This is a genomic window from Flammeovirga kamogawensis (assembly GCF_018736065.1).
Classification (GTDB): Bacteria; Bacteroidota; Bacteroidia; order Cytophagales; family Flammeovirgaceae; genus Flammeovirga; species Flammeovirga kamogawensis.
Map to the genome: position 1 here is coordinate 2,930,046 of NZ_CP076128.1, position 17,614 is coordinate 2,947,659.

Genomic DNA, 17,614 nt, shown 5'->3' on the forward strand with positions numbered 1-17,614 from the left:
CTTTACTTTTGATAGTTACAAACATAAGTAGTGCTTTAATTAAAGGCAATAACGGGCACAAATGTAAGTATCTATTTTTAACAACTATTTACAATGGTTTAAAACAAGCAATTACAAAACAATACATAATAAAGTTGCTTTACTTTTGATAGTAACTTAATTTTATAAATATAGAACCAAAAAATATCAAATACATGTTTAAAGTAGAAGATAAAATATACCCTTGTTGTACTAGCCTTACAATGAAATATATTGGTGGAAAATGGAAAACCGTCATCCTAATTCATTTAAAAAATAATACACTTAGATATAATGAAATTAAGAAAACAATTCCGACTATAAGCGAAAGAACCTTAAGTCTGCAGTTAAAACAATTAGAAGAAGATGGCCTTATCAACAGAAAAGTTATTGCCACAGATAAGCCTCCTCTTAAAGTGGAGTATAGTATGACCGATTTTGGAAAAACCTTAATTCCTCTTCTAGATATGATTTCTTCTTGGGGAGAAGAAGCTATTAAATGGGATGATAAAATTGAAGTTGTAAAATAAAAAAGGTGAGTTTTTTTACAACTCACCTCTTGTATAATGACTATGTTTTAATACACTAATAATAAGTGCATCTATTTTACTAATAAGACTTAAAATTTTTTATAAAAATATTAACCTATAACTCCTCTAAATCATCTTCTGGAATTTGGATTGTAATACTTTCAGTTTTTTGATATTCTAAAGAGTATTGATTGTAATTAACTAATATCTTAGATTTTTCTCGATTTAGAACTATAATATAGTAACCAATTGTACCGTTAGAGTTACCCCATTTCTGATTAGAAGAAGGAAGTCCTGAAAACTCAATAATTCCTGATGAGTTTGTTGTTCCCTGTTTCTGTAAAGCCTGTATTATATCGTCATCTGAATAAGATGATAAATCTGCCATTTTCTTTGATGATATTAACCCTACATTTACATTTGATAATGTATCTGATACATACATACCAGTATTATAATCATATGAAGACGTTATTGTCATTACTTTAAAAGCACCATAATTACTTAATGGATCTAATTGAACCATCATATTTTCATCAGCAATAACTTGAGTCATCACTTTATCCATAAAAGTGAAATTATCTTTCTCAGTAGAAACCATAACCTCATAATTACCTTCTAATAATTTTTCAGTCTGGAACTGTCCATTTTCATCTAAGCTATCGAATATTTGATAGTTATTATAATAACCAACAGATACTTCTCCTTGAGTTACATTTTCAGCAGAAATAAGTAAAGTACCTGCTCGATTGATTTTAATCTCAAGAGCCTCTTGATTACATCCTACAAGGATGAAAAACATTGGACTCAATAATAGTGATACAACAGTTTTAATTTGCATGTTTGTTTTTAAGTTTTAGTAATTAATTAGTCTTATTAGTAATAGTAGCCACAAATTTATATTAAAATTAACAACTTAAAATTTATTATTTTATTTAACCTTACTATTTCTCGTTTTCTTTCCCAATTATAATATCTTTTACTTCTAATTGATGGCCTTATCAACAGAAAAGTTATTGCCACAGATAAGCCTCCTCTTAAAGTGGAGTATAGTATGACCGATTTTGGAAAAACCTTAATTCCTCTTCTAGATATGATTTCTTCTTGGGGAGAAGAAGCTATTAAATGGGATGATAAAATTGAAGAAATTAAGGTATAAGCAACTAACTGAAATAACTTTTAGGTGTTTTTTGAGTATGTCTTTTAAAGAATTTAATAAAATTAGAAAGGTCAGAAAAACCTAATTGGTAAGCAACATTGTCAATTTGTAGAGTTGATTGTTGTAATAACGATTTTGCTTCTAACAAGACATACTCATTAATAATATTTTTAGGTGTTTTGCCCGTAGATTTTTTTACACATTCTTTAAGATATATAGAACTTATATGTAATTTTTCTGAATAGTAGTCTATTGTTCTATATTTCTTAGTTGTATCAATAACTATTCTTTCAAAATCATACGTTATTTTATCGTATCTATTTTGAAATACATTCACAGTAGAATCTAAGGATAATTCTTTTTTTGCTGTGTGCAATAATACCATTATATACGATTTAATAATATCAATATTCTGATTACTAATAATATCATATTCACTATAAATTTTCTCAAATAGATCACCAAATAGCTTTATCTGCTGAATATCTAAAGTGTAGCCTGATGATGAGAAAAAATTAAAATAAGGAAAGTTCTTATAAATATTATAGATGTCATTAAAACCAGATAAAAAGGATTGATTAAATAAAATTAAGTAACCGCATGAATCTTCTTCTAATTCCTCAATATCAATTGTAATTATATTCCCTGGTGCAGCAAAAAATAAATGACTATTTTGAGTATCTATTATTTGTTCATTAATTGAAAATGTTGCTTTGTAACCCGTTGCTAAAGTAATTTCAAAATAATCGTGCTTATAACAAAGCCCTGTACTAGTTACTTCATGATCTTCAAACTTTACAAAATAAAAGTCCTTATAAACCATTAATGGAATACCTCCAATGGCTTTAATGTAATTATTAATATCAGTATAATATTTTACTTCTTTCATATTATAAATATTTATAGCTTAACACTAAAACTACTCTTCTATATACATTAAAAGTATTTCATTTATACACTTTATTTATTAAATACAACTCTCTTATTACAGAAGTAAAAATTACTCCCATAATAAAAGAGTTGATGAGAATAAGTTATTTTGCAAGGATAAGTTCAAATTCTACCAACATATCAGGGTGAATTAAACTATCCACATGCTTCCAAATACCTGCTGTCGGTTTCATGTCCATATCTGATATATAATCTTCCCAAACTTTCAATGTTTCAAATGCTTGTTCTTGAGAAACCTCTTTTGTTACAGCCCAATCAATATGAATTATATTATTTTTATTGAAACCAGCTTGTGTAAATACTTCTTCCATATAAATTAGTATTTGCTTTGCTTGTCCTGCTGGATCGTTAGGGTACTTCTGAACATGTTTTGAAGTATGGTCACATATGCCTGTAACTCTAAAAAATTCTTTTACTTCTTGTAGATGCATACCATGATTAAACCATGGCATTTCATTTAAGTTTTCTGTGTTAAATACTGTCTTTTTCATAATAATTTAGGATTAACTAACAATTATAACTATACGCTAATAATTGCTATTTATAAAAGGTTGAGAATATATGATTAAGGAAATTATCCTTTTAGATTTCTAAATGAAGTAATGATTTCTGCGGTGCCAATAAAAAACAAAGTCAGGCTTATAGCTGTTGTGGCTGTAAGAACACCAATTGGAGGAAATAGTATGGCTATTACTCCAAAAATGATATTGAATAAACCACCAAAAATTAATAAGAATCGTAGTTTTTGGTTATTTGATAAAGCCAGAATAACTTGTTCTAAACCCTTGTATATAGCATAGAAACCAATATATAATAGCAATATGTCCATTCCATAGGCTGTATCAAACAACAACATTCCTCCGAGAATAATTGTAAGAATTCCTATAAAAATATTCCAAGTAGCTTTATCCTTATTATTATCCTTAAATGATACATAACCATAATATGATTGATTGATACCTCTAAAAATAATTAAGCAGCTATTAAGTAGTGCCATACTAGCAAAACTTATCAGTGGGTTTATAAAAATATATAACCCTAAGAAAATAAACAGCAAACCGACAAGTAAGCCTATAAACCAATATTTTGAAAGAAATTTCATGATTTATTTTTGATGATTAAGCATTACCTTAATCTCCTAAAACTACACTAACTATTACTTTGAATAAGATTAGTTTAAGGTACCTTTTAGACAAAAAATAATTTTATGTCCTGAAAATTGATCCTCAAAATCATATAAAAAGTTGTAACCTATATCAAATTTCACTTGTTTAAAGATCAATTTATTTAGTCCAAAATTTAGTTCGGTTGAATTACCATCTACTATTAATTTTCGATCTTCAAGATTACTAGTATTGTTAATTTGTAGAATTGGAGGTTTCAAAGCAATATAAAATTGTGTTTTATGGATGTTCCTTTTCCACCTAAAAGTAGGTTTCCATTCTACTGTACCAATATTAAAAACTTCGTTGTCCAGATAATAAACATAGCATTCATTCAAAATGCTAAAACCATTTTTTAAATCCAATAGATGATAAAGAGTTATATTTCCTACAGAATTATTTGAGTGAATATCAAAATTTAGTTCATTTTGAATACGAATTTGATTCGCTTTTCTTCGGTATAGAGTATAATCAATCTTCCATTTAAATCTTTCTCTATTTTCACTCTTATCAAAGATACTTAGATCATGACCAATATAAGTGGCTAGATTTTGTTGTGAAAAACCTATTCTGTTCCTATATCGTTCCAGTACTTTTACCTTACTAAATCCAAATTCATATTTTGATTGATAGAATATTTTAAATTTGGATTGGGCATAAATATTTGTAACAAATAAACTATAGAAAATGATAATTAATGGATAAATAAATTTGGCATTAGGTTTAATTCTTATTACTGATTTAATATTGTCAAATTTTAATACAGGTTGGAAATTGCGTTGAGAATTATTCTGATTCAATACATAATGAAGTTAATTTTACTAATGAAAAATACTTGGGTCACTAAATCTAAACTGTCATCTAATTGATAACAGCTTTTTTAATAGGTTTAATGATTGTGTTTTGGATGTTTTTTTATTACACCACAAAAGTAGACGTTTAAAACAAGCTCTCTAAGGCTGAAAATATGTTAAAATGGTAATTTTGTAGGTTTGTTTATTGTAACATATAATTCTACTCCACAATTTGATTTTCTTCATTAAATTATAAAGTTGATTTACCTACAAATATTAATTTAATAAATATACCTTATATCCTTACCTTCTTCCTTTTCTCTTTTTCCTACTTTTTTATCATAAGCGTCATAAGATATAAAATCATATTCAATAGGATCATTTGATTCTTGGATTACTGATTTTAAATAATATAAACTGTCATTATTTTGCTCATAAGTAACCTCATGTTTGAGGAAAGAAACTAGTTCATTAAATTCTACTCCTTTATACCATCCTTTGTCATTATACTTCTCTAAATGCTCTATAACGGTAGACTTAATTTTTAAAATTGCATAGTCTTCAGCATTTATATAAATAACTCCTTTATAACTCTTTACATCTAAATGAATTGTATTTTTATAATTCAAATTTATTGCTTCAAATTTAATAACAAAGACTTCTTTATCATCAATAATTTCAATGTCTGTAAATTCAAAATTATAATGTTTAAGGTTAGATAAGTTCAAATAATTATTATGCCTTGCGTTTATAGGATCATGATTAAACCTATACATTCGCTTTTGCTTTTTATAGTTTGTATTGGGCTTTAATTCTTTTATTCCTTTGCTATCTACTTCAGAAATTACTGCTGATTTTGTTTTTATAAAACCTATGTACCTTAAAGGAAATAGAATAACAAATTTGTACCCATTTTTATCATATTCTTCTACACTTTCTTCCTTATAGTATCTTTTTTTATCTTTTCGGCTAGTAAAATATCCTTTGTATACACCATTTCTTGTATAAGCCTCTTGAGTATAATTTTTAGGAATATTCTTTATCACTTTCTTCATGATACTCTTTGCAGTTAGAGGTTCACTAGAAATTGTCAACGTAGTCATTTCTTCTACCTTAGGGGTTAAATAGATCTCTAAATCATTTTTTGAAGTGGCAATTGTAATAGGTTCATAACCAATAGAAGAAAAAGTGATAGAATCTTCTTTATAAGGTACTCCTATTGTAAAGGCTCCTTTTTTGTTAGAAGATGATCCTCTTTTAGATTTTGTAGTAATAATATTTGCGTAAGGGATTACGTTTTTTGTTTTCTGATCATAAATTATTCCCGATTGTTTCTCAAAAGAAGCTTTATCTTTTAAATAATAGGTTGGGAGTACCGACGCTTCATTTTCTAACTGAAATGAAAAACTAGTTGTTTTATCTATTCCTTTATAACTCTCTTTCTCTATTACAATACCTTCTTCCCCAACGTCATATAAGCTGAAATGATCTTTAGTCAGACTATCTAAAAAGAAAAAACCATCTACAACTTTTGTCCAATCTCCTTTAAAAGCAACAGTATCAACTTCTAAAGAAATACTTTTAGCGTCTTCTTTTGATACTTTACGAAAACCATATTTATGCCCTTGTGCTAAAAAATCTTCTTCTATTGTTTGCTGTTTTACTGTTCCATTTATAGTTCCAGTATAGGCTAAAATAAAGACTTCTTTTCCAAGTGCTCTTTTAATATAGCTTCCCATTGGCTTAAATGATTTAAACTGTTGTTCGTCTAATACATCTATTTGGTTTGAAAAGTGAGCAGTTGCACCCCATCCAATAATTTTTTTAGAAGGATATTTTTTTGCTAAATATAAAAAGGTATTCCCCATTCCTTCATCTCTTAAATTATTATCTGATGCTTTAAAAGTCGCTTCATCTTTTTCATATAATTTATTGATATAATGGTTATATAACTCTCTATCTAAATGATTTAATGTAAGTAATAAATCATCTTTAATTGGCGTTTTAGCATTTCTTAATTCCTGTATAACACTCTCATTAATACTTTTAAATTGCTCATACTTTTCTGTTTTATCATCTGCTTCATAATTAAGTACAGGAGTTATAATAGCCATCCATTGTTCAAACGCTTCTTCAGTAGAAAAATAGGGTTTGAAATCTCTTTCAAAAAACTCTTCAGCATATTGACCACTAAACTGTTGGTCAAAACCAATTACTTGAAGAGTACTTATATTCTCTGTTACATAATCTAAAAAAGGATGAAATTCTTTTGATTGATTCCATATATTAAATATGCTTTTAAGGTATGCAAGCTTTGCATTTTCCCCTTTTCTAATTTCCTCATTTGCTTTTTCTAGATCATAAAAGCCACTCTCAAATGCAATCAAATCGAACCCCATTTCTTCATGCAAAAACTTTACTGTTTCAATTTTTGCTGTAAATACATTACCATGAAAATGATCTGGTTCTCCCAAAAGGACATACTTAGTATCTCCTAATAGTTCTTTTAATGGTTGAAGATTTTCTTTAGATAGTGAATCAAAAGTATAGAGTGATTGGGTAGTTTGTGCATAAGAATAGATACATAGCATTAAGACTGCTACCAATAGCGTTAGCTTTTTCATTTAAATAGTTTTAGCTTTTTTGAAAATAGTTAGAAAATGAATTTACAAAAAAATAGTCACCTTAATTAAAAAGTGACTATTTAAATTTTGAATGACAATTGAGTGTTCAATTAAGAACTTCAATGTATATGTATATTGCAGAATTCTTTATTTGAATAATGGTGTAAATTTAGCTCTATAAACATAGGCTAAATAAATTACCATTGCAGTAAAACCAATAGCTCCACCAATACCAGCGGGATCTAAAGTAGCATGAAATAATACAGCATTAAAACCGATAGCTCCAAGTACAATTAATGTTGCAGGTACTGCTTTTTTAAGTGCTAATAAAACACCTCCAACTACCTCTAAAATACCTACTATTGGTAAAATTCCCATTAACATAAGTGATCCAAATACCTGTGCAACCTGATCGTTTGCTGGAGGCATTGGTAAAAACTGAAGGAATTTATTTGCTCCAAAAACGATCATCATTAAAGCGAGTAAATACCTTACTCCCATTGTTACTTTACTTTCTGATACTATTTCTGCGTTTACTACTGCTTGATTTTCCATATTATTAAATGTAATATTTGTCTTTACTTTATTTGTTTAAACAAATGTATTAGTCTTAATCATATTTTCCAAATTAAAGACAAAATTTGTTTAAACAAAAATATAGAAAATAAAAATAAGTAACTAACAATCAATTATATATGTATTTTTTGTTTTTTTTTAAAAAAAGAAGATAGGGGTAAATTATTTCTTAAGGGTCTTAATAGAGAATACCGATAAATGCATCTGTATTCAAAATAAATCTTTAAAAGAACACTTAAATTATCTATCATTTATGAAAAATCTAATCGCTTACCTAATCATTTCTTTTTTGAGTACTCAATTTATCTTTGCTCAAGACAGTCTTCAAAACAAAGCATATCAAGTTTCTTTTTTATACCCCGTAGGCACTAACGGAACTTCTACAACTTATAGTAATGATTATTCATTTAATGTACTATGGGGAATAAATAGTGGTGTTCACTATTTTGAACTTGGTGGCATTGCCAATATTAATAAAGGAGATGTAAAAGGTGGACAGATTGCTGGAATAACCAATATCACTAAAGGTACATCAAAAGGTTTTGTTTGTGCAGGTATTAATAATTTTGCATCAAAAAATATGGATGGATTGCATATTGCTGGTATAAGCAACTTTACGAATGAAAGTGGTAATGGAGGTCAAATTTCTGGTATCTCAAACATTGCCAATAAAGATATGAACGGTGTTCAAATCAGTTTAATAAATACTGTTAGAGGTGAAATGACAGGAGCTCAAATTGGGTTAATTAATACGGCCGACTCGTTAAAAGGTACGCAGATTGGTTTAATTAATGTTGTCACAAATGGTACTGAAGGTACTCCTATTGGACTAATAAACATTGTAAAAGGTGGCTATTATGCTGTTGAAGTTGCTGCTGATGCTACAATTTGGGGTAATATTAATTTTAAAATGGGTACTAAAAAGTTCTATACAATTTTTAAAGGAGGCTACACACAACACAATTCAAAAGATGTTTATAGTTATGGACTTGGATTTGGTTCTATGATGGAATTTGGAAAACTTGTTAATCTATCTCTTGATTTATCATCAAATTATTTAGCCTACGACGGAGATTATGAGCAGGATTTAAACCTATTAAATAAAGCTGACCTAAATGTACATTTCAAACTAACTAAAAAAATAAGTGTTTTTGCAGGTCCTTCTTTAAATGTTTATATCTCAGACTTAAAGGTTGATGGAAATGAAACAGCAGGAACGTTAGATATTCCTGACAATACATTTTATGATCATACAAATGCAAAAGGAACAAGAACTTCAATTTGGCTAGGGGCAAATGCTGGTTTAAATTTTAGTTTCTAGAAAATGTAAAAAAAAGGCTGAAAACTAAATTTCAGCCTTTTTGATTTACTCTATTGAGTCTACTAAAAATGCGATACCGTTCTGAATTAAAACTGGTTTGTTATCCACAGTATACAACTCTGCATAACCACAATCTTTGTTCTTCAAAACGAGTTTGTTTCGAATGATTTTTTCAACTGAAAAAATCTTTTTTGAACCACTGTATTCTAATACTAGTGGATCATTTTTAGTTGGTAGAGTAAAATTTGAATTTTTTATGACCGTCACAACAATCATAATACATAGTACAATTATAAGTAATCCTTCGTAAGTCATAGTGGTAATTTTTTATCCCAACTCTTGAAACAAGAAGAAGAGATTTATACACAGTGTTTTAATTTGCTATTAGTGTAAATATAACAACTAAATCCATCACATTCAAAAGATTAAAAAGATTCTTCGAATAATTACATTATTAAATATATCTATACTTTTAGAAACAATAACTATTAATAAGAGTTAGTTTACTTTAACCAATTGTAAGTATAACTATGTTTTGTCTATGCTATGTGAGTACACGTAACGAAGTACTCGATGATAATATTTTAAGGGATATTTTAATTCACAGTAGAGCAAAAAATATCAATTTAAAATTAACAGGATTACTTGTATTAATAGAAAATAAATTTATTCAAATTCTTGAAGGAGAAGAATCTGACGTTATGGATTTATACTCTAAAATTGAAATGGATCACAGACATAAGGCTGTTCAAAAATTATATTCTGGATATATTCAAGAACGTAATTTTAAAACTTGGGCAATGGCTTTTCAAGAAGTCTATTGGGACGATTTAAGAGATGCTGGTTTAATAAAAAATCACGAAATAGGTCTGCCTCTAGCAGATTATTTAAAAGGAAAAGAGCATTACATTATTGAATTTCTGAAAACATATAATGGTATTTCTGAACTTCAATTAAACCTACCTAAATAAAAAAAGGTTCAATGCCTAAACATCGAACCTTCCTCTATAATTTTATCTTTTCCTTAAACAACAGAATGAGAAATTCTGAACTGTATTAAAAGGTGTTTTGTGATCAATTATTTGAGTATTGATCAACTCGAAATCCTTTTCAAATACTTTTGCTAATTCGGTAACAGAATATTGCTTAATAGGAATACCGCTACATTTTGTTGGTCCATTTTCAGAAAACGTCCCTATAACTATTATTCCATCTGTTTTTATAAGTTCCTTTACAGTTTTTACATAATTTTCGATCTCTGTTTCATCAGTTAAAAAATGAAAGGCAGCACGATCATGCCAAAGATCAAATTTCTTTTGCGATTTAAAGTTTGATGCATCTGCCTCTATCCAATTAATTTTTGCAGCTTTTTCTGCCCCTAATCTTTTCTGAGCTCTTAAAAGAGCTTGCTTAGAAATATCTAAAACAGATAAGTCTGTATAGGATAAGTCAAGTAAGTGATCAATTAAAAAACTGTCTCCTCCTCCAACATCAATTATTGCATTATCTTTTGTTAGTGTAGCTCTATCAATAAAATCTAAAGAAGTTATCGGGATACGTTGATACCAACTAACATTTTCTAATGCTTTAGTAGTATAAATATTTTCCCAGTGGGCTTTCTTATCAAAGTCCGACATCTTTGTGTAGTTTAGTTTAATTTTATTCAAGCCATAAATTTAGAGATAATCCTCTCTATATTTCATAGTATTATCTATTTTAAAATTAATATTCCAATATAAATCATCATTAATAAAATTATTTCTTTTTTAGTTTGCCTACTAGATTAAAAAAATGAGTATTATTATTAATACCACACTACACAATTAACCATTATAAAACTGCTTGATGAAGCCTACTAGAGTTTTTGATTTTATATATCAACAAAAAGAACTATATAATTCTTTGGATATCTGCTTTGCAAAAAAAGTAGATGGAGAATGGAAATCCTATTCCACAGATGATGTAATTAATATTGTAAATAAACTTAGTAAAGGATTACTTAATTACGGACTCACAAAAGGAGATGCAATAGCTATTATTTCAGAAAATAGACCTGAATGGAATTTTATTGATATTGCCTGTGCACAAATTGGTATTGTTGTAGTGCCTATTTACCCTACTATAACTCCCACAGATTACGCATATATTTTTAATCATGCAGAAATTAAAATTGCTTTTATTGAGTCGGAAGCGATCTTAAAGAAAATAACTCCTATTCTAGAAGATCTACCATTATTAAAAAAGATTTATACTTTTAATGAAATAAAAAATTACACACATTGGAAAGCTGTTTTAACTATTCAAGGAAATACAACTAATGAGAACCTTGAAAAAATTCAGTCGACCATATCTGAGAACGATTTATTTACTATTGTCTATACTTCAGGAACAACAGGACAACCTAAAGGTGTAATGCTCTCGCATAAGAATGTTACATCGGATGCTATTGCAGCTTCTGAAGTTTTACCAGTAGAAAAAGGAAATGCTAGAGCATTAAGCTTCTTACCGTTATCTCATGTGTATGAACGTACTTGTTTATATAGCTATCAAAACTGGGGTATTTCTATTTATTATGCTGATAATATTGCAAAAGTAGCCGAAGCACTTAAAGAAGTAAAACCACATGTATTCTGTACTGTACCAAGATTATTAGAAAAAGTATATGATAGTATTGTGGCAAAAGGTCGAGATTTAAAAGGTTTCCAAAAAGCATTGTTCTTTTGGGCACTAAATTTTGCATTAGCGTATAACCCTAGAGAGGAACAAAGTGTAGTCAAAAAAATTCAGCATAAAATTGCCGATATATTCATTTTTTCTAAATGGAGAGCTGCACTTGGTGGTCACGTTATGAATATAAATGTTGGAGCTGCTGCATTACAACCTAGATTATCGCGTTCGTTTTGGGCCGCTGGTATTCGTGCTTGCGAAGGCTACGGAATGTCTGAAGCTTCTCCTGTAGTATCTGTAAACCATGCAAATTCAGAAAACATGATGATAGGTACTGTTGGCCCTTTACTAAAAGGTATTAAGGCCAAAATAAATGAAGATGGTGAGATTTTAATCAAAGGGCCTAATGTTATGATGGGCTATTACAAACAACCAGATCTTACAAAAGAAACTATTGTTGATGGCTGGCTACACACTGGTGATATAGGTGAATTAATTGATAATAAATTCTTAAAAATAACAGATCGTAAAAAAGAATTATTTAAGAACTCTGGTGGAAAATATATTTCTCCTCAGTTTTTAGAAAATAAACTCAAAGAATCCTTTTTTATTGAACAAGTAGCTGTTTTAGGCAATCATCAGAAAATTGTTGCCGCACTTATCGTTCCTAGTTTCGATACCCTTAAAAATTGGTGTGCTCTGCATAATATAGAGAATACTGATAATGCCATTATGATTAAAAACCCTGAAGTACTTAAAAAATTTAAAAAAGAGATTAATACCATTAATAAGAGTTTTGCAAGTTGGGAATCTGTAAAAAAATTCACGCTACTTCCACAAGAATGGACCGTAGAAACAGGTGAAGTAACCCCTACATTAAAGCCTAAAAGAAAGGTTATTAATAGTATTTACGAAGAACAAATTTCGACAATGTTCAAATAGAAATTTAATTACTCTCAATGATTTACTAGCAATAGTATACACTTCCGTAACAACATAAAAATCAAAAGATGGATGGTTACATACTGGCGACATCGAGACCTTTATTGAGGGGAAGTTTTTTAAAATTACCGATCGAAAAAAGAAATGTTCAAAACAGCTGGAGGAAAATATATTGCACCTCAACTAATAGAAAATAAAATTAAGGAGGCGTTTTATATTGAGCAAGTGGCAGTAGTAGGTAACAATCAAAAGTTTGCCTCCGCATTAATAGCTCTTAGTTTCAATACATTAAAAGAATGGTGTAATATCCATAAAATATCGGTTGATAACCCAACTGATATGATTAAAAGCAAAGACGTAATAAAAAGATACAGTCAGAAATAGACGAAGTAAATACTCATTTTGCTCAATGGGAAACTATAAAGAAGTTTACTCTTTTAGATAAAGAATGGACTGTAGAAAACGGAGAAGTAACCCCAACATTAAAACCTAAAAGAAAGGTAATTAATAAAAATTTCAGTAGTCATATTAATCAAATGTATTTATAATAGTTCTATTAATTTTACTACAAGATTGTTGAATGGTCTAAGGTTAAAATTGTACTTTAGTAGTTCATTAAAAAAGACGGTATATAATTATGAAAAAACTACATAACATTCTTCTTCTTTTAGGTTGCCTTTCTTTTCTATCTTGTCAAAAAGAAATTTCTAAAGATGAATTGGTTTTAAGAACAGAAGAGCGAAATCATAATTACATTTCTGCTTCTGAGACTCCTACTTTAAATTTTAAAGAGAAATATTACGTATCTGCTTATTCAGATTTATATTATCAACAAGGAAATACTAAATTCCGTTGTACCGTTGTACTTAGTCTAAGAAATGTGAGTGAAACAGAAACACTCTACGTTACTGATGTAAAATATTACGATAGTAAAGGGAAACTACTAAGAGATTATGTAAAAGAAAATTTGATTTTAAAACCTTTAGAATCTGCAGAGTATCTAGTAGAACAACAAGAAAGAGAAGGAGGAGTAGGTGCCAATTTTATTGTTGAATATGGTGCTGAAAATACACCAAAAAATAAAGCTTTAATTGAGGCTATTAATATTGGTAATTTTGGACGATATGGCTTTTCTTTTAAATCTGATGCTATTTTATTAAAGGAATAAAGTACTGATTTACAGAAAAAATAAATAAGCATTAGGTAACACCTGATGCTTATTCTATTATTAAAAATAACAATAATTCGCTTTTTATTCTAATTACTAAAAACTAGAAATACATCATTATCACTTTAATGTTGAAATTTTCACTGACCATAACTTTTGCATAAATGCTGTATTGGTCAACATCAGTCTTTGGTTGTTTTCTGTAATGATAGTTGTAAAGAATAACCCTATATCTGTTATTGCTCCTTCGATACCATCACCTTCGTAGATATGAATTTGATCACCAATCTTTAATGGGCTTGTTAAGAATATAATTACTCCTGCTGTAATGTTAGATAGGTGCGACCATTGAGCAAAAAATGCAACGCCTATAATTGTAAAGATAGAGGTCAAATAAATACCTAAATCTTCCGAATTCACCTCCCAAACCCCTAAAATCAGTAATATTGATATTACAATTATTGCTACATTAATAACTTTAGAGATAACTACTTTTCTTCTTGTTTGAAAAGTAGTCGTCATTACTGTTTTATTTAATATTCGTCGAAACGAGAATTTTAAGGTTAGGGCAACACCTATTATCAAGATTGTTGAAAAGATATTACCTATATTAATAGTGATATTTTGAAAAACATCTGTCATTATCTCATTATTAGAAGGTGAAAATCATACCCATTGTATACGTTTTTATAGGGAGTAAACTTTTCTCTGTACTAAAAACTGAATAGGTTCTTATTCCGGCATAAATATCAAAATTTAAAGGGTTAATTTTTTGTTGAGCATATACTCCTATACTTTCAATTTTCTCGTTTTCATTACCAATTGAAAACCCTTCAGAATAATCTAAAACGAAAGATGTTGAACCATATTTCCACCAATTTCTCTCTATTCCTAACCTAATAATATATCCGTTAGAATTATTAATGTCATCAATTTTGCCTGCCGTTGAGAATAAAGATGAGATACTCAACCCTGTAGCATGATGTTTTCCTGATAATCCCAAAACCGTTCTACCCGAAAAAGTAGGTGAAGGCTGATGTTCATAAGATATATAAGATCTAAAATCCCATTGTTCGTAGTTCTTGAAATAATTGATGGCTGCATCCCATTGAGCAGATGTACTTATACTTGCTTGTACTTCTAAACCATCAAAAAAAACGGGACTTCTATAACGTACTCTATCTGTAATTAACATTCTATCTGGAGTATAAAAATAATCTCTAATTTGAGTATCACTCAGTTCTCCTGATTCTCGATCTCTAAAATATAACCCTTGAGAGGCTAGTCCTAAAATCAAGATATTACCATTTGCTATACCACTTAAATCACTATGGAGAAACATTGTAGAAGAAGTTAAACCTAATCCTACGTCTATATACCCAAACTTTTCATGTCCAAAGGTCAATTCACTTGCCAACATTCTAATCACCGAACCAGGGTTTGACTGCTCTTGTGTAATATGAGATGGCCTTCTACTCTGCATAGCCACTTCTATATTAGCTCCTAAATAAAAAGGCAATGATTTTTCACTTTGGACAACTAGTTTTAACCGTGAAGGTGCTTGGTCTGAGTCCATCACATAAGGTCCTTCCAATGTACCGCCGCCATCATCCACCATCATTATTGACTTATGAACTCTACCTGAGAAATTATAGGTAAACTTTGGCTTTGGAATACTATCATTGATTGTGTTAGTATCTTTTTCTTCTAGTATTTCTGAGGCATATGATTTTAGATTTCCAAAAATAAAAGTGGATAGAATAGCAAGGAGAACATGAGTGATTTGTTTCATTTTATTTTTAGTTGGCTTAAAGTAGTAGAGTATTGCTACCCTACTACTTAGTATTACTTATCAATTAAGAAGGTTATTTACTGATCACCTTATTGTATTTTAAAATTGGAGCCTTAGCATCAAACCAATCAAATTGTTCTAATAACCACTGTGCCTCTGATTTATTAGTATTCACAGATACCTTTTTATTAAATAATAATTTTTCTGCATCAATTTTCCCTGAATAATAATTAGCAAATAATGCTCTTGGCACCTTAATCACTACATCTTTTTCTTTATAGTATGTAGTTGGATTTTCAATATATTCAGCCACTCCATTTCTGATATGTAATCCAAATTGAGGGCTATTTTCCACATCAGTAAATTCAAAAACAATTACTTCATTAGTATTCACACTCTTTTCAGGATTAATTCTTACCCTCATTAAATTCACATAAGTTCCTGGTGCTGATTCTATCACCTCATCTACTTCCGGCAACATCATATGAGGGATAATCACCTTATTTTCTAATGCTCTTGCTTGTCCTAAATACCAAGATCTAGAAATAGAAGACTCTGTTGTTTGTCCCATTTTTCTTAAAGCATCTGCTTTTTGCTGACGAACTTTTTGATCATTAGGGTATACTTTATATAAGTAATCTGATAACTGAGTAGCCCATGTATATTCTTTATTTTCCATGGCAGTAATGATGTTTTCCATCATTTTGGTTTTCCCTCCAAAACCTTCAATCATTTTTTGAGCTTCTACACTTGGCTCAACTGTATTGATTTTAGTCGCATTACCATCGTACCATCCTAACGCATTATTGTAAATATTTTGAGGATAATGACTCATTTCGCCATACGTTAACTGGTTGGTAGGCCACTCTGCAAGATGCTTCGGTAACTGAATGCTATGACGCATTTCTTCTGGAGTGGCTCCTAATAATGTTTGTCTTAGTGTTTGATCATATAAGAACGCTAAACCATCATGGTAATTTGTTACTGCTTCGACCACTTTATCTTTTCCTGAAATGGCAAATGTATGTGTACTAATCAAGTATTCAGGATTCAAATCTCTAATCTTTCTAAGTCCTTCCATCCAAGGAAGTGGATCTCTATACATAGACCCTCTTAAAGTATATTGATTTGAGTAAAATGGCCAATATAAATTGTTTAAGATGACATCTTTTTCAGGGAAATACACCATTAAACAATCATCAGTATCACTACCGTAATTTGTGAAAAATTGCATTTTTACACCGTCAATAGTTAATTCTTCACCATCTTCAACAGGTTTAGTTACCTGCATAAACCCTTTTTCATTTTTCCCTATTGGAGACGAAAATAATGGAGCATCATCCCCTTCATTTGGTGTATAAATATCAAATTGTTCATATGCTCTTGCCGTTAACACTGGAGCCAATTCTGGAATAGATGAACCAAGACCTTTACTTTCTTTTATGTTTTTATTAAGGTTTGAATGTCCAATAATATTATAGGTCTGTTGATTTTCTAATAAAGAAGTTGTTCCCCATACATAATGTGCGTGACTATAAATAACTGTCTTAACAGGTTTATCACTTACATTTTTTATTTCATCTAAAAACTTTTTACCATCGATTATATCATTTCCTGTATCGTAAACTATCAAAGAATTTTCTCCTTCAATAACGCCACAATTAACGTGTGCAAAACCTTCAATACTCCAAATTCCGTCTGCTAATTGTACAACATTGGGTTGATGAGGCATTGTTTTTACAATAGAAATAGGAGCTTCTTGATTTACAATTCCTCCATTTGGAAGAACAGTTGTTTCTACTTGACTTCCCATATATTTATCTTCTTGAGCTTGTAGCGTACCACACATAACTAAAGAAGTGACTGCTATTGATAATATCTTTTTCATTGTAATTATTAATTAGAAGTG

At 29.4% G+C, this 17,614-nt stretch carries 19 protein-coding genes; 7 read left to right on the forward strand and 12 right to left on the reverse strand.

From position 1 onward, the window contains the following. The first annotated feature begins 194 nt into the window (after positions 1-194). Positions 195-548 (forward strand): winged helix-turn-helix transcriptional regulator, encoded by a 354-nt coding sequence (locus KM029_RS11700; RefSeq protein WP_144073458.1) that lies wholly within the window; start codon positions 195-197, stop codon positions 546-548. A gap of 115 nt (positions 549-663) precedes the next feature. Here the strand turns inward: KM029_RS11700 and KM029_RS11705 are convergent, their stop codons facing one another. Beyond that, positions 664-1,389 (reverse strand): hypothetical protein, encoded by a 726-nt coding sequence (locus tag KM029_RS11705; RefSeq protein ID WP_144073459.1) that lies wholly within the window; start codon positions 1,387-1,389, stop codon positions 664-666. Between the two features lie 159 nt (positions 1,390-1,548). Between KM029_RS11705 and KM029_RS11710 the strand changes: the two genes are divergently transcribed. Beyond that, a complete protein-coding gene (locus KM029_RS11710) occupies positions 1,549-1,707 on the forward strand; it encodes a winged helix-turn-helix transcriptional regulator (RefSeq protein ID WP_262712703.1) in 159 nt (52 codons plus the stop codon). 4 nt (positions 1,708-1,711) lie between these two features. Here KM029_RS11710 and KM029_RS11715 read toward each other — a convergent pair whose 3' ends face one another. From KM029_RS11715 to KM029_RS11740, 6 genes are all read right to left on the reverse strand, one after another. Continuing rightward, positions 1,712-2,596, reverse strand: coding sequence for a helix-turn-helix domain-containing protein (locus KM029_RS11715; protein ID WP_144073461.1), 885 nt, complete (start codon positions 2,594-2,596; stop codon positions 1,712-1,714). Positions 2,597-2,741: 145 nt separating this feature from the next. Continuing rightward, positions 2,742-3,149, reverse strand: a complete 408-nt coding sequence (locus tag KM029_RS11720) for a RidA family protein (RefSeq protein ID WP_144073462.1) — start codon at positions 3,147-3,149, stop codon at positions 2,742-2,744. A gap of 83 nt (positions 3,150-3,232) precedes the next feature. After that, on the reverse strand, positions 3,233-3,760 hold the full coding sequence (locus KM029_RS11725; protein ID WP_144073463.1) for an HdeD family acid-resistance protein: 528 nt from the start codon (positions 3,758-3,760) through the stop codon (positions 3,233-3,235). A 69-nt stretch (positions 3,761-3,829) separates the two neighbouring features. After that, a complete protein-coding gene (locus KM029_RS11730) occupies positions 3,830-4,621 on the reverse strand; it encodes a hypothetical protein (RefSeq protein ID WP_144073464.1) in 792 nt (263 codons plus the stop codon). Between the two features lie 275 nt (positions 4,622-4,896). Next, the gene (locus tag KM029_RS11735) at positions 4,897-7,239 is read right to left on the reverse strand and encodes an erythromycin esterase family protein (RefSeq protein WP_144073465.1); all 2,343 of its coding nucleotides are present in this window, start codon (positions 7,237-7,239) and stop codon (positions 4,897-4,899) included. A 147-nt stretch (positions 7,240-7,386) separates the two neighbouring features. Then, positions 7,387-7,794: a hypothetical protein gene (locus tag KM029_RS11740; RefSeq protein WP_144073466.1), complete on the reverse strand. Its 408-nt coding sequence runs from the start codon at positions 7,792-7,794 to the stop codon at positions 7,387-7,389. A 274-nt stretch (positions 7,795-8,068) separates the two neighbouring features. On the opposite strand from KM029_RS11740, the gene KM029_RS11745 reads away from it, so the two are divergent. Continuing rightward, a complete protein-coding gene (locus KM029_RS11745; RefSeq protein ID WP_144073467.1) occupies positions 8,069-9,136 on the forward strand; it encodes an LA_2272 family surface repeat-containing protein in 1,068 nt (355 codons plus the stop codon). Between the two features lie 45 nt (positions 9,137-9,181). On the opposite strand, the gene KM029_RS11750 is transcribed toward KM029_RS11745, so the two are convergent. After that, positions 9,182-9,451 carry a hypothetical protein gene (locus tag KM029_RS11750; protein WP_144073468.1) on the reverse strand — a complete coding sequence of 90 codons (270 nt, stop codon included), beginning with the start codon at positions 9,449-9,451 and terminating at the stop codon, positions 9,182-9,184. A gap of 215 nt (positions 9,452-9,666) precedes the next feature. Here KM029_RS11750 and KM029_RS11755 point away from each other — a divergent pair, with 215 nt between their 5' ends. After that, positions 9,667-10,107 (forward strand): BLUF domain-containing protein, encoded by a 441-nt coding sequence (locus KM029_RS11755; RefSeq protein WP_144073469.1) that lies wholly within the window; start codon positions 9,667-9,669, stop codon positions 10,105-10,107. A 42-nt stretch (positions 10,108-10,149) separates the two neighbouring features. On the opposite strand, the gene KM029_RS11760 is transcribed toward KM029_RS11755, so the two are convergent. Next, the gene (locus KM029_RS11760) at positions 10,150-10,773 is read right to left on the reverse strand and encodes a class I SAM-dependent methyltransferase (protein ID WP_144073470.1); all 624 of its coding nucleotides are present in this window, start codon (positions 10,771-10,773) and stop codon (positions 10,150-10,152) included. Between the two features lie 208 nt (positions 10,774-10,981). Between KM029_RS11760 and KM029_RS11765 the strand changes: the two genes are divergently transcribed. The 3 genes from KM029_RS11765 (at position 10,982) to KM029_RS11775 (ending at position 13,913) form a co-directional block, all read left to right on the forward strand. Next, entirely contained in the window at positions 10,982-12,745 is a 1,764-nt protein-coding gene (locus KM029_RS11765; RefSeq protein WP_144073471.1) for an AMP-dependent synthetase/ligase, read from the forward strand. A 144-nt stretch (positions 12,746-12,889) separates the two neighbouring features. Beyond that, a complete protein-coding gene (locus tag KM029_RS11770; RefSeq protein WP_144073472.1) occupies positions 12,890-13,129 on the forward strand; it encodes a long-chain fatty acid--CoA ligase in 240 nt (79 codons plus the stop codon). A gap of 253 nt (positions 13,130-13,382) precedes the next feature. Continuing rightward, entirely contained in the window at positions 13,383-13,913 is a 531-nt protein-coding gene (locus KM029_RS11775) for a DUF3124 domain-containing protein (protein ID WP_144073473.1), read from the forward strand. Positions 13,914-14,033: 120 nt separating this feature from the next. Here KM029_RS11775 and KM029_RS11780 read toward each other — a convergent pair whose 3' ends face one another. From KM029_RS11780 to KM029_RS11790, 3 genes are all read right to left on the reverse strand, one after another. Then, a complete protein-coding gene (locus KM029_RS11780; protein ID WP_158631038.1) occupies positions 14,034-14,435 on the reverse strand; it encodes a mechanosensitive ion channel domain-containing protein in 402 nt (133 codons plus the stop codon). Positions 14,436-14,565: 130 nt separating this feature from the next. Beyond that, complete coding sequence (locus tag KM029_RS11785) at positions 14,566-15,705, reverse strand: hypothetical protein (RefSeq protein WP_144073475.1); 1,140 nt, start codon at positions 15,703-15,705, stop codon at positions 14,566-14,568. Positions 15,706-15,778: 73 nt separating this feature from the next. Beyond that, entirely contained in the window at positions 15,779-17,593 is a 1,815-nt protein-coding gene (locus tag KM029_RS11790; protein ID WP_144073476.1) for an alkyl sulfatase dimerization domain-containing protein, read from the reverse strand. Positions 17,594-17,614: the final 21 nt, after the last annotated feature.

What these genes read in the sequence shown, in the direction of transcription:
- KM029_RS11745 (WP_144073467.1), top strand. Translation starts at nt 8,069, where the DNA reads ATGAAAAATCTAATCGCTTACCTAATCATTTCTTTTTTGAGTACTCAA.
- KM029_RS11775 (WP_144073473.1), top strand. Translation starts at nt 13,383, where the DNA reads ATGAAAAAACTACATAACATTCTTCTTCTTTTAGGTTGCCTTTCTTTT.
- KM029_RS11725 (WP_144073463.1), bottom strand. Translation starts at nt 3,760, where the DNA reads ATGAAATTTCTTTCAAAATATTGGTTTATAGGCTTACTTGTCGGTTTG.
- KM029_RS11785 (WP_144073475.1), bottom strand. Translation starts at nt 15,705, where the DNA reads ATGAAACAAATCACTCATGTTCTCCTTGCTATTCTATCCACTTTTATT.
- KM029_RS11700 (WP_144073458.1), top strand. Translation starts at nt 195, where the DNA reads ATGTTTAAAGTAGAAGATAAAATATACCCTTGTTGTACTAGCCTTACA.
- KM029_RS11765 (WP_144073471.1), top strand. Translation starts at nt 10,982, where the DNA reads ATGAAGCCTACTAGAGTTTTTGATTTTATATATCAACAAAAAGAACTA.
- KM029_RS11735 (WP_144073465.1), bottom strand. Translation starts at nt 7,239, where the DNA reads ATGAAAAAGCTAACGCTATTGGTAGCAGTCTTAATGCTATGTATCTAT.
- KM029_RS11780 (WP_158631038.1), bottom strand. Translation starts at nt 14,435, where the DNA reads ATGACGACTACTTTTCAAACAAGAAGAAAAGTAGTTATCTCTAAAGTT.
- KM029_RS11705 (WP_144073459.1), bottom strand. Translation starts at nt 1,389, where the DNA reads ATGCAAATTAAAACTGTTGTATCACTATTATTGAGTCCAATGTTTTTC.
- KM029_RS11770 (WP_144073472.1), top strand. Translation starts at nt 12,890, where the DNA reads ATGTTCAAAACAGCTGGAGGAAAATATATTGCACCTCAACTAATAGAA.
- KM029_RS11720 (WP_144073462.1), bottom strand. Translation starts at nt 3,149, where the DNA reads ATGAAAAAGACAGTATTTAACACAGAAAACTTAAATGAAATGCCATGG.
- KM029_RS11715 (WP_144073461.1), bottom strand. Translation starts at nt 2,596, where the DNA reads ATGAAAGAAGTAAAATATTATACTGATATTAATAATTACATTAAAGCC.
- KM029_RS11750 (WP_144073468.1), bottom strand. Translation starts at nt 9,451, where the DNA reads ATGACTTACGAAGGATTACTTATAATTGTACTATGTATTATGATTGTT.
- KM029_RS11740 (WP_144073466.1), bottom strand. Translation starts at nt 7,794, where the DNA reads ATGGAAAATCAAGCAGTAGTAAACGCAGAAATAGTATCAGAAAGTAAA.
- KM029_RS11760 (WP_144073470.1), bottom strand. Translation starts at nt 10,773, where the DNA reads ATGTCGGACTTTGATAAGAAAGCCCACTGGGAAAATATTTATACTACT.
- KM029_RS11790 (WP_144073476.1), bottom strand. Translation starts at nt 17,593, where the DNA reads ATGAAAAAGATATTATCAATAGCAGTCACTTCTTTAGTTATGTGTGGT.
- KM029_RS11755 (WP_144073469.1), top strand. Translation starts at nt 9,667, where the DNA reads ATGTTTTGTCTATGCTATGTGAGTACACGTAACGAAGTACTCGATGAT.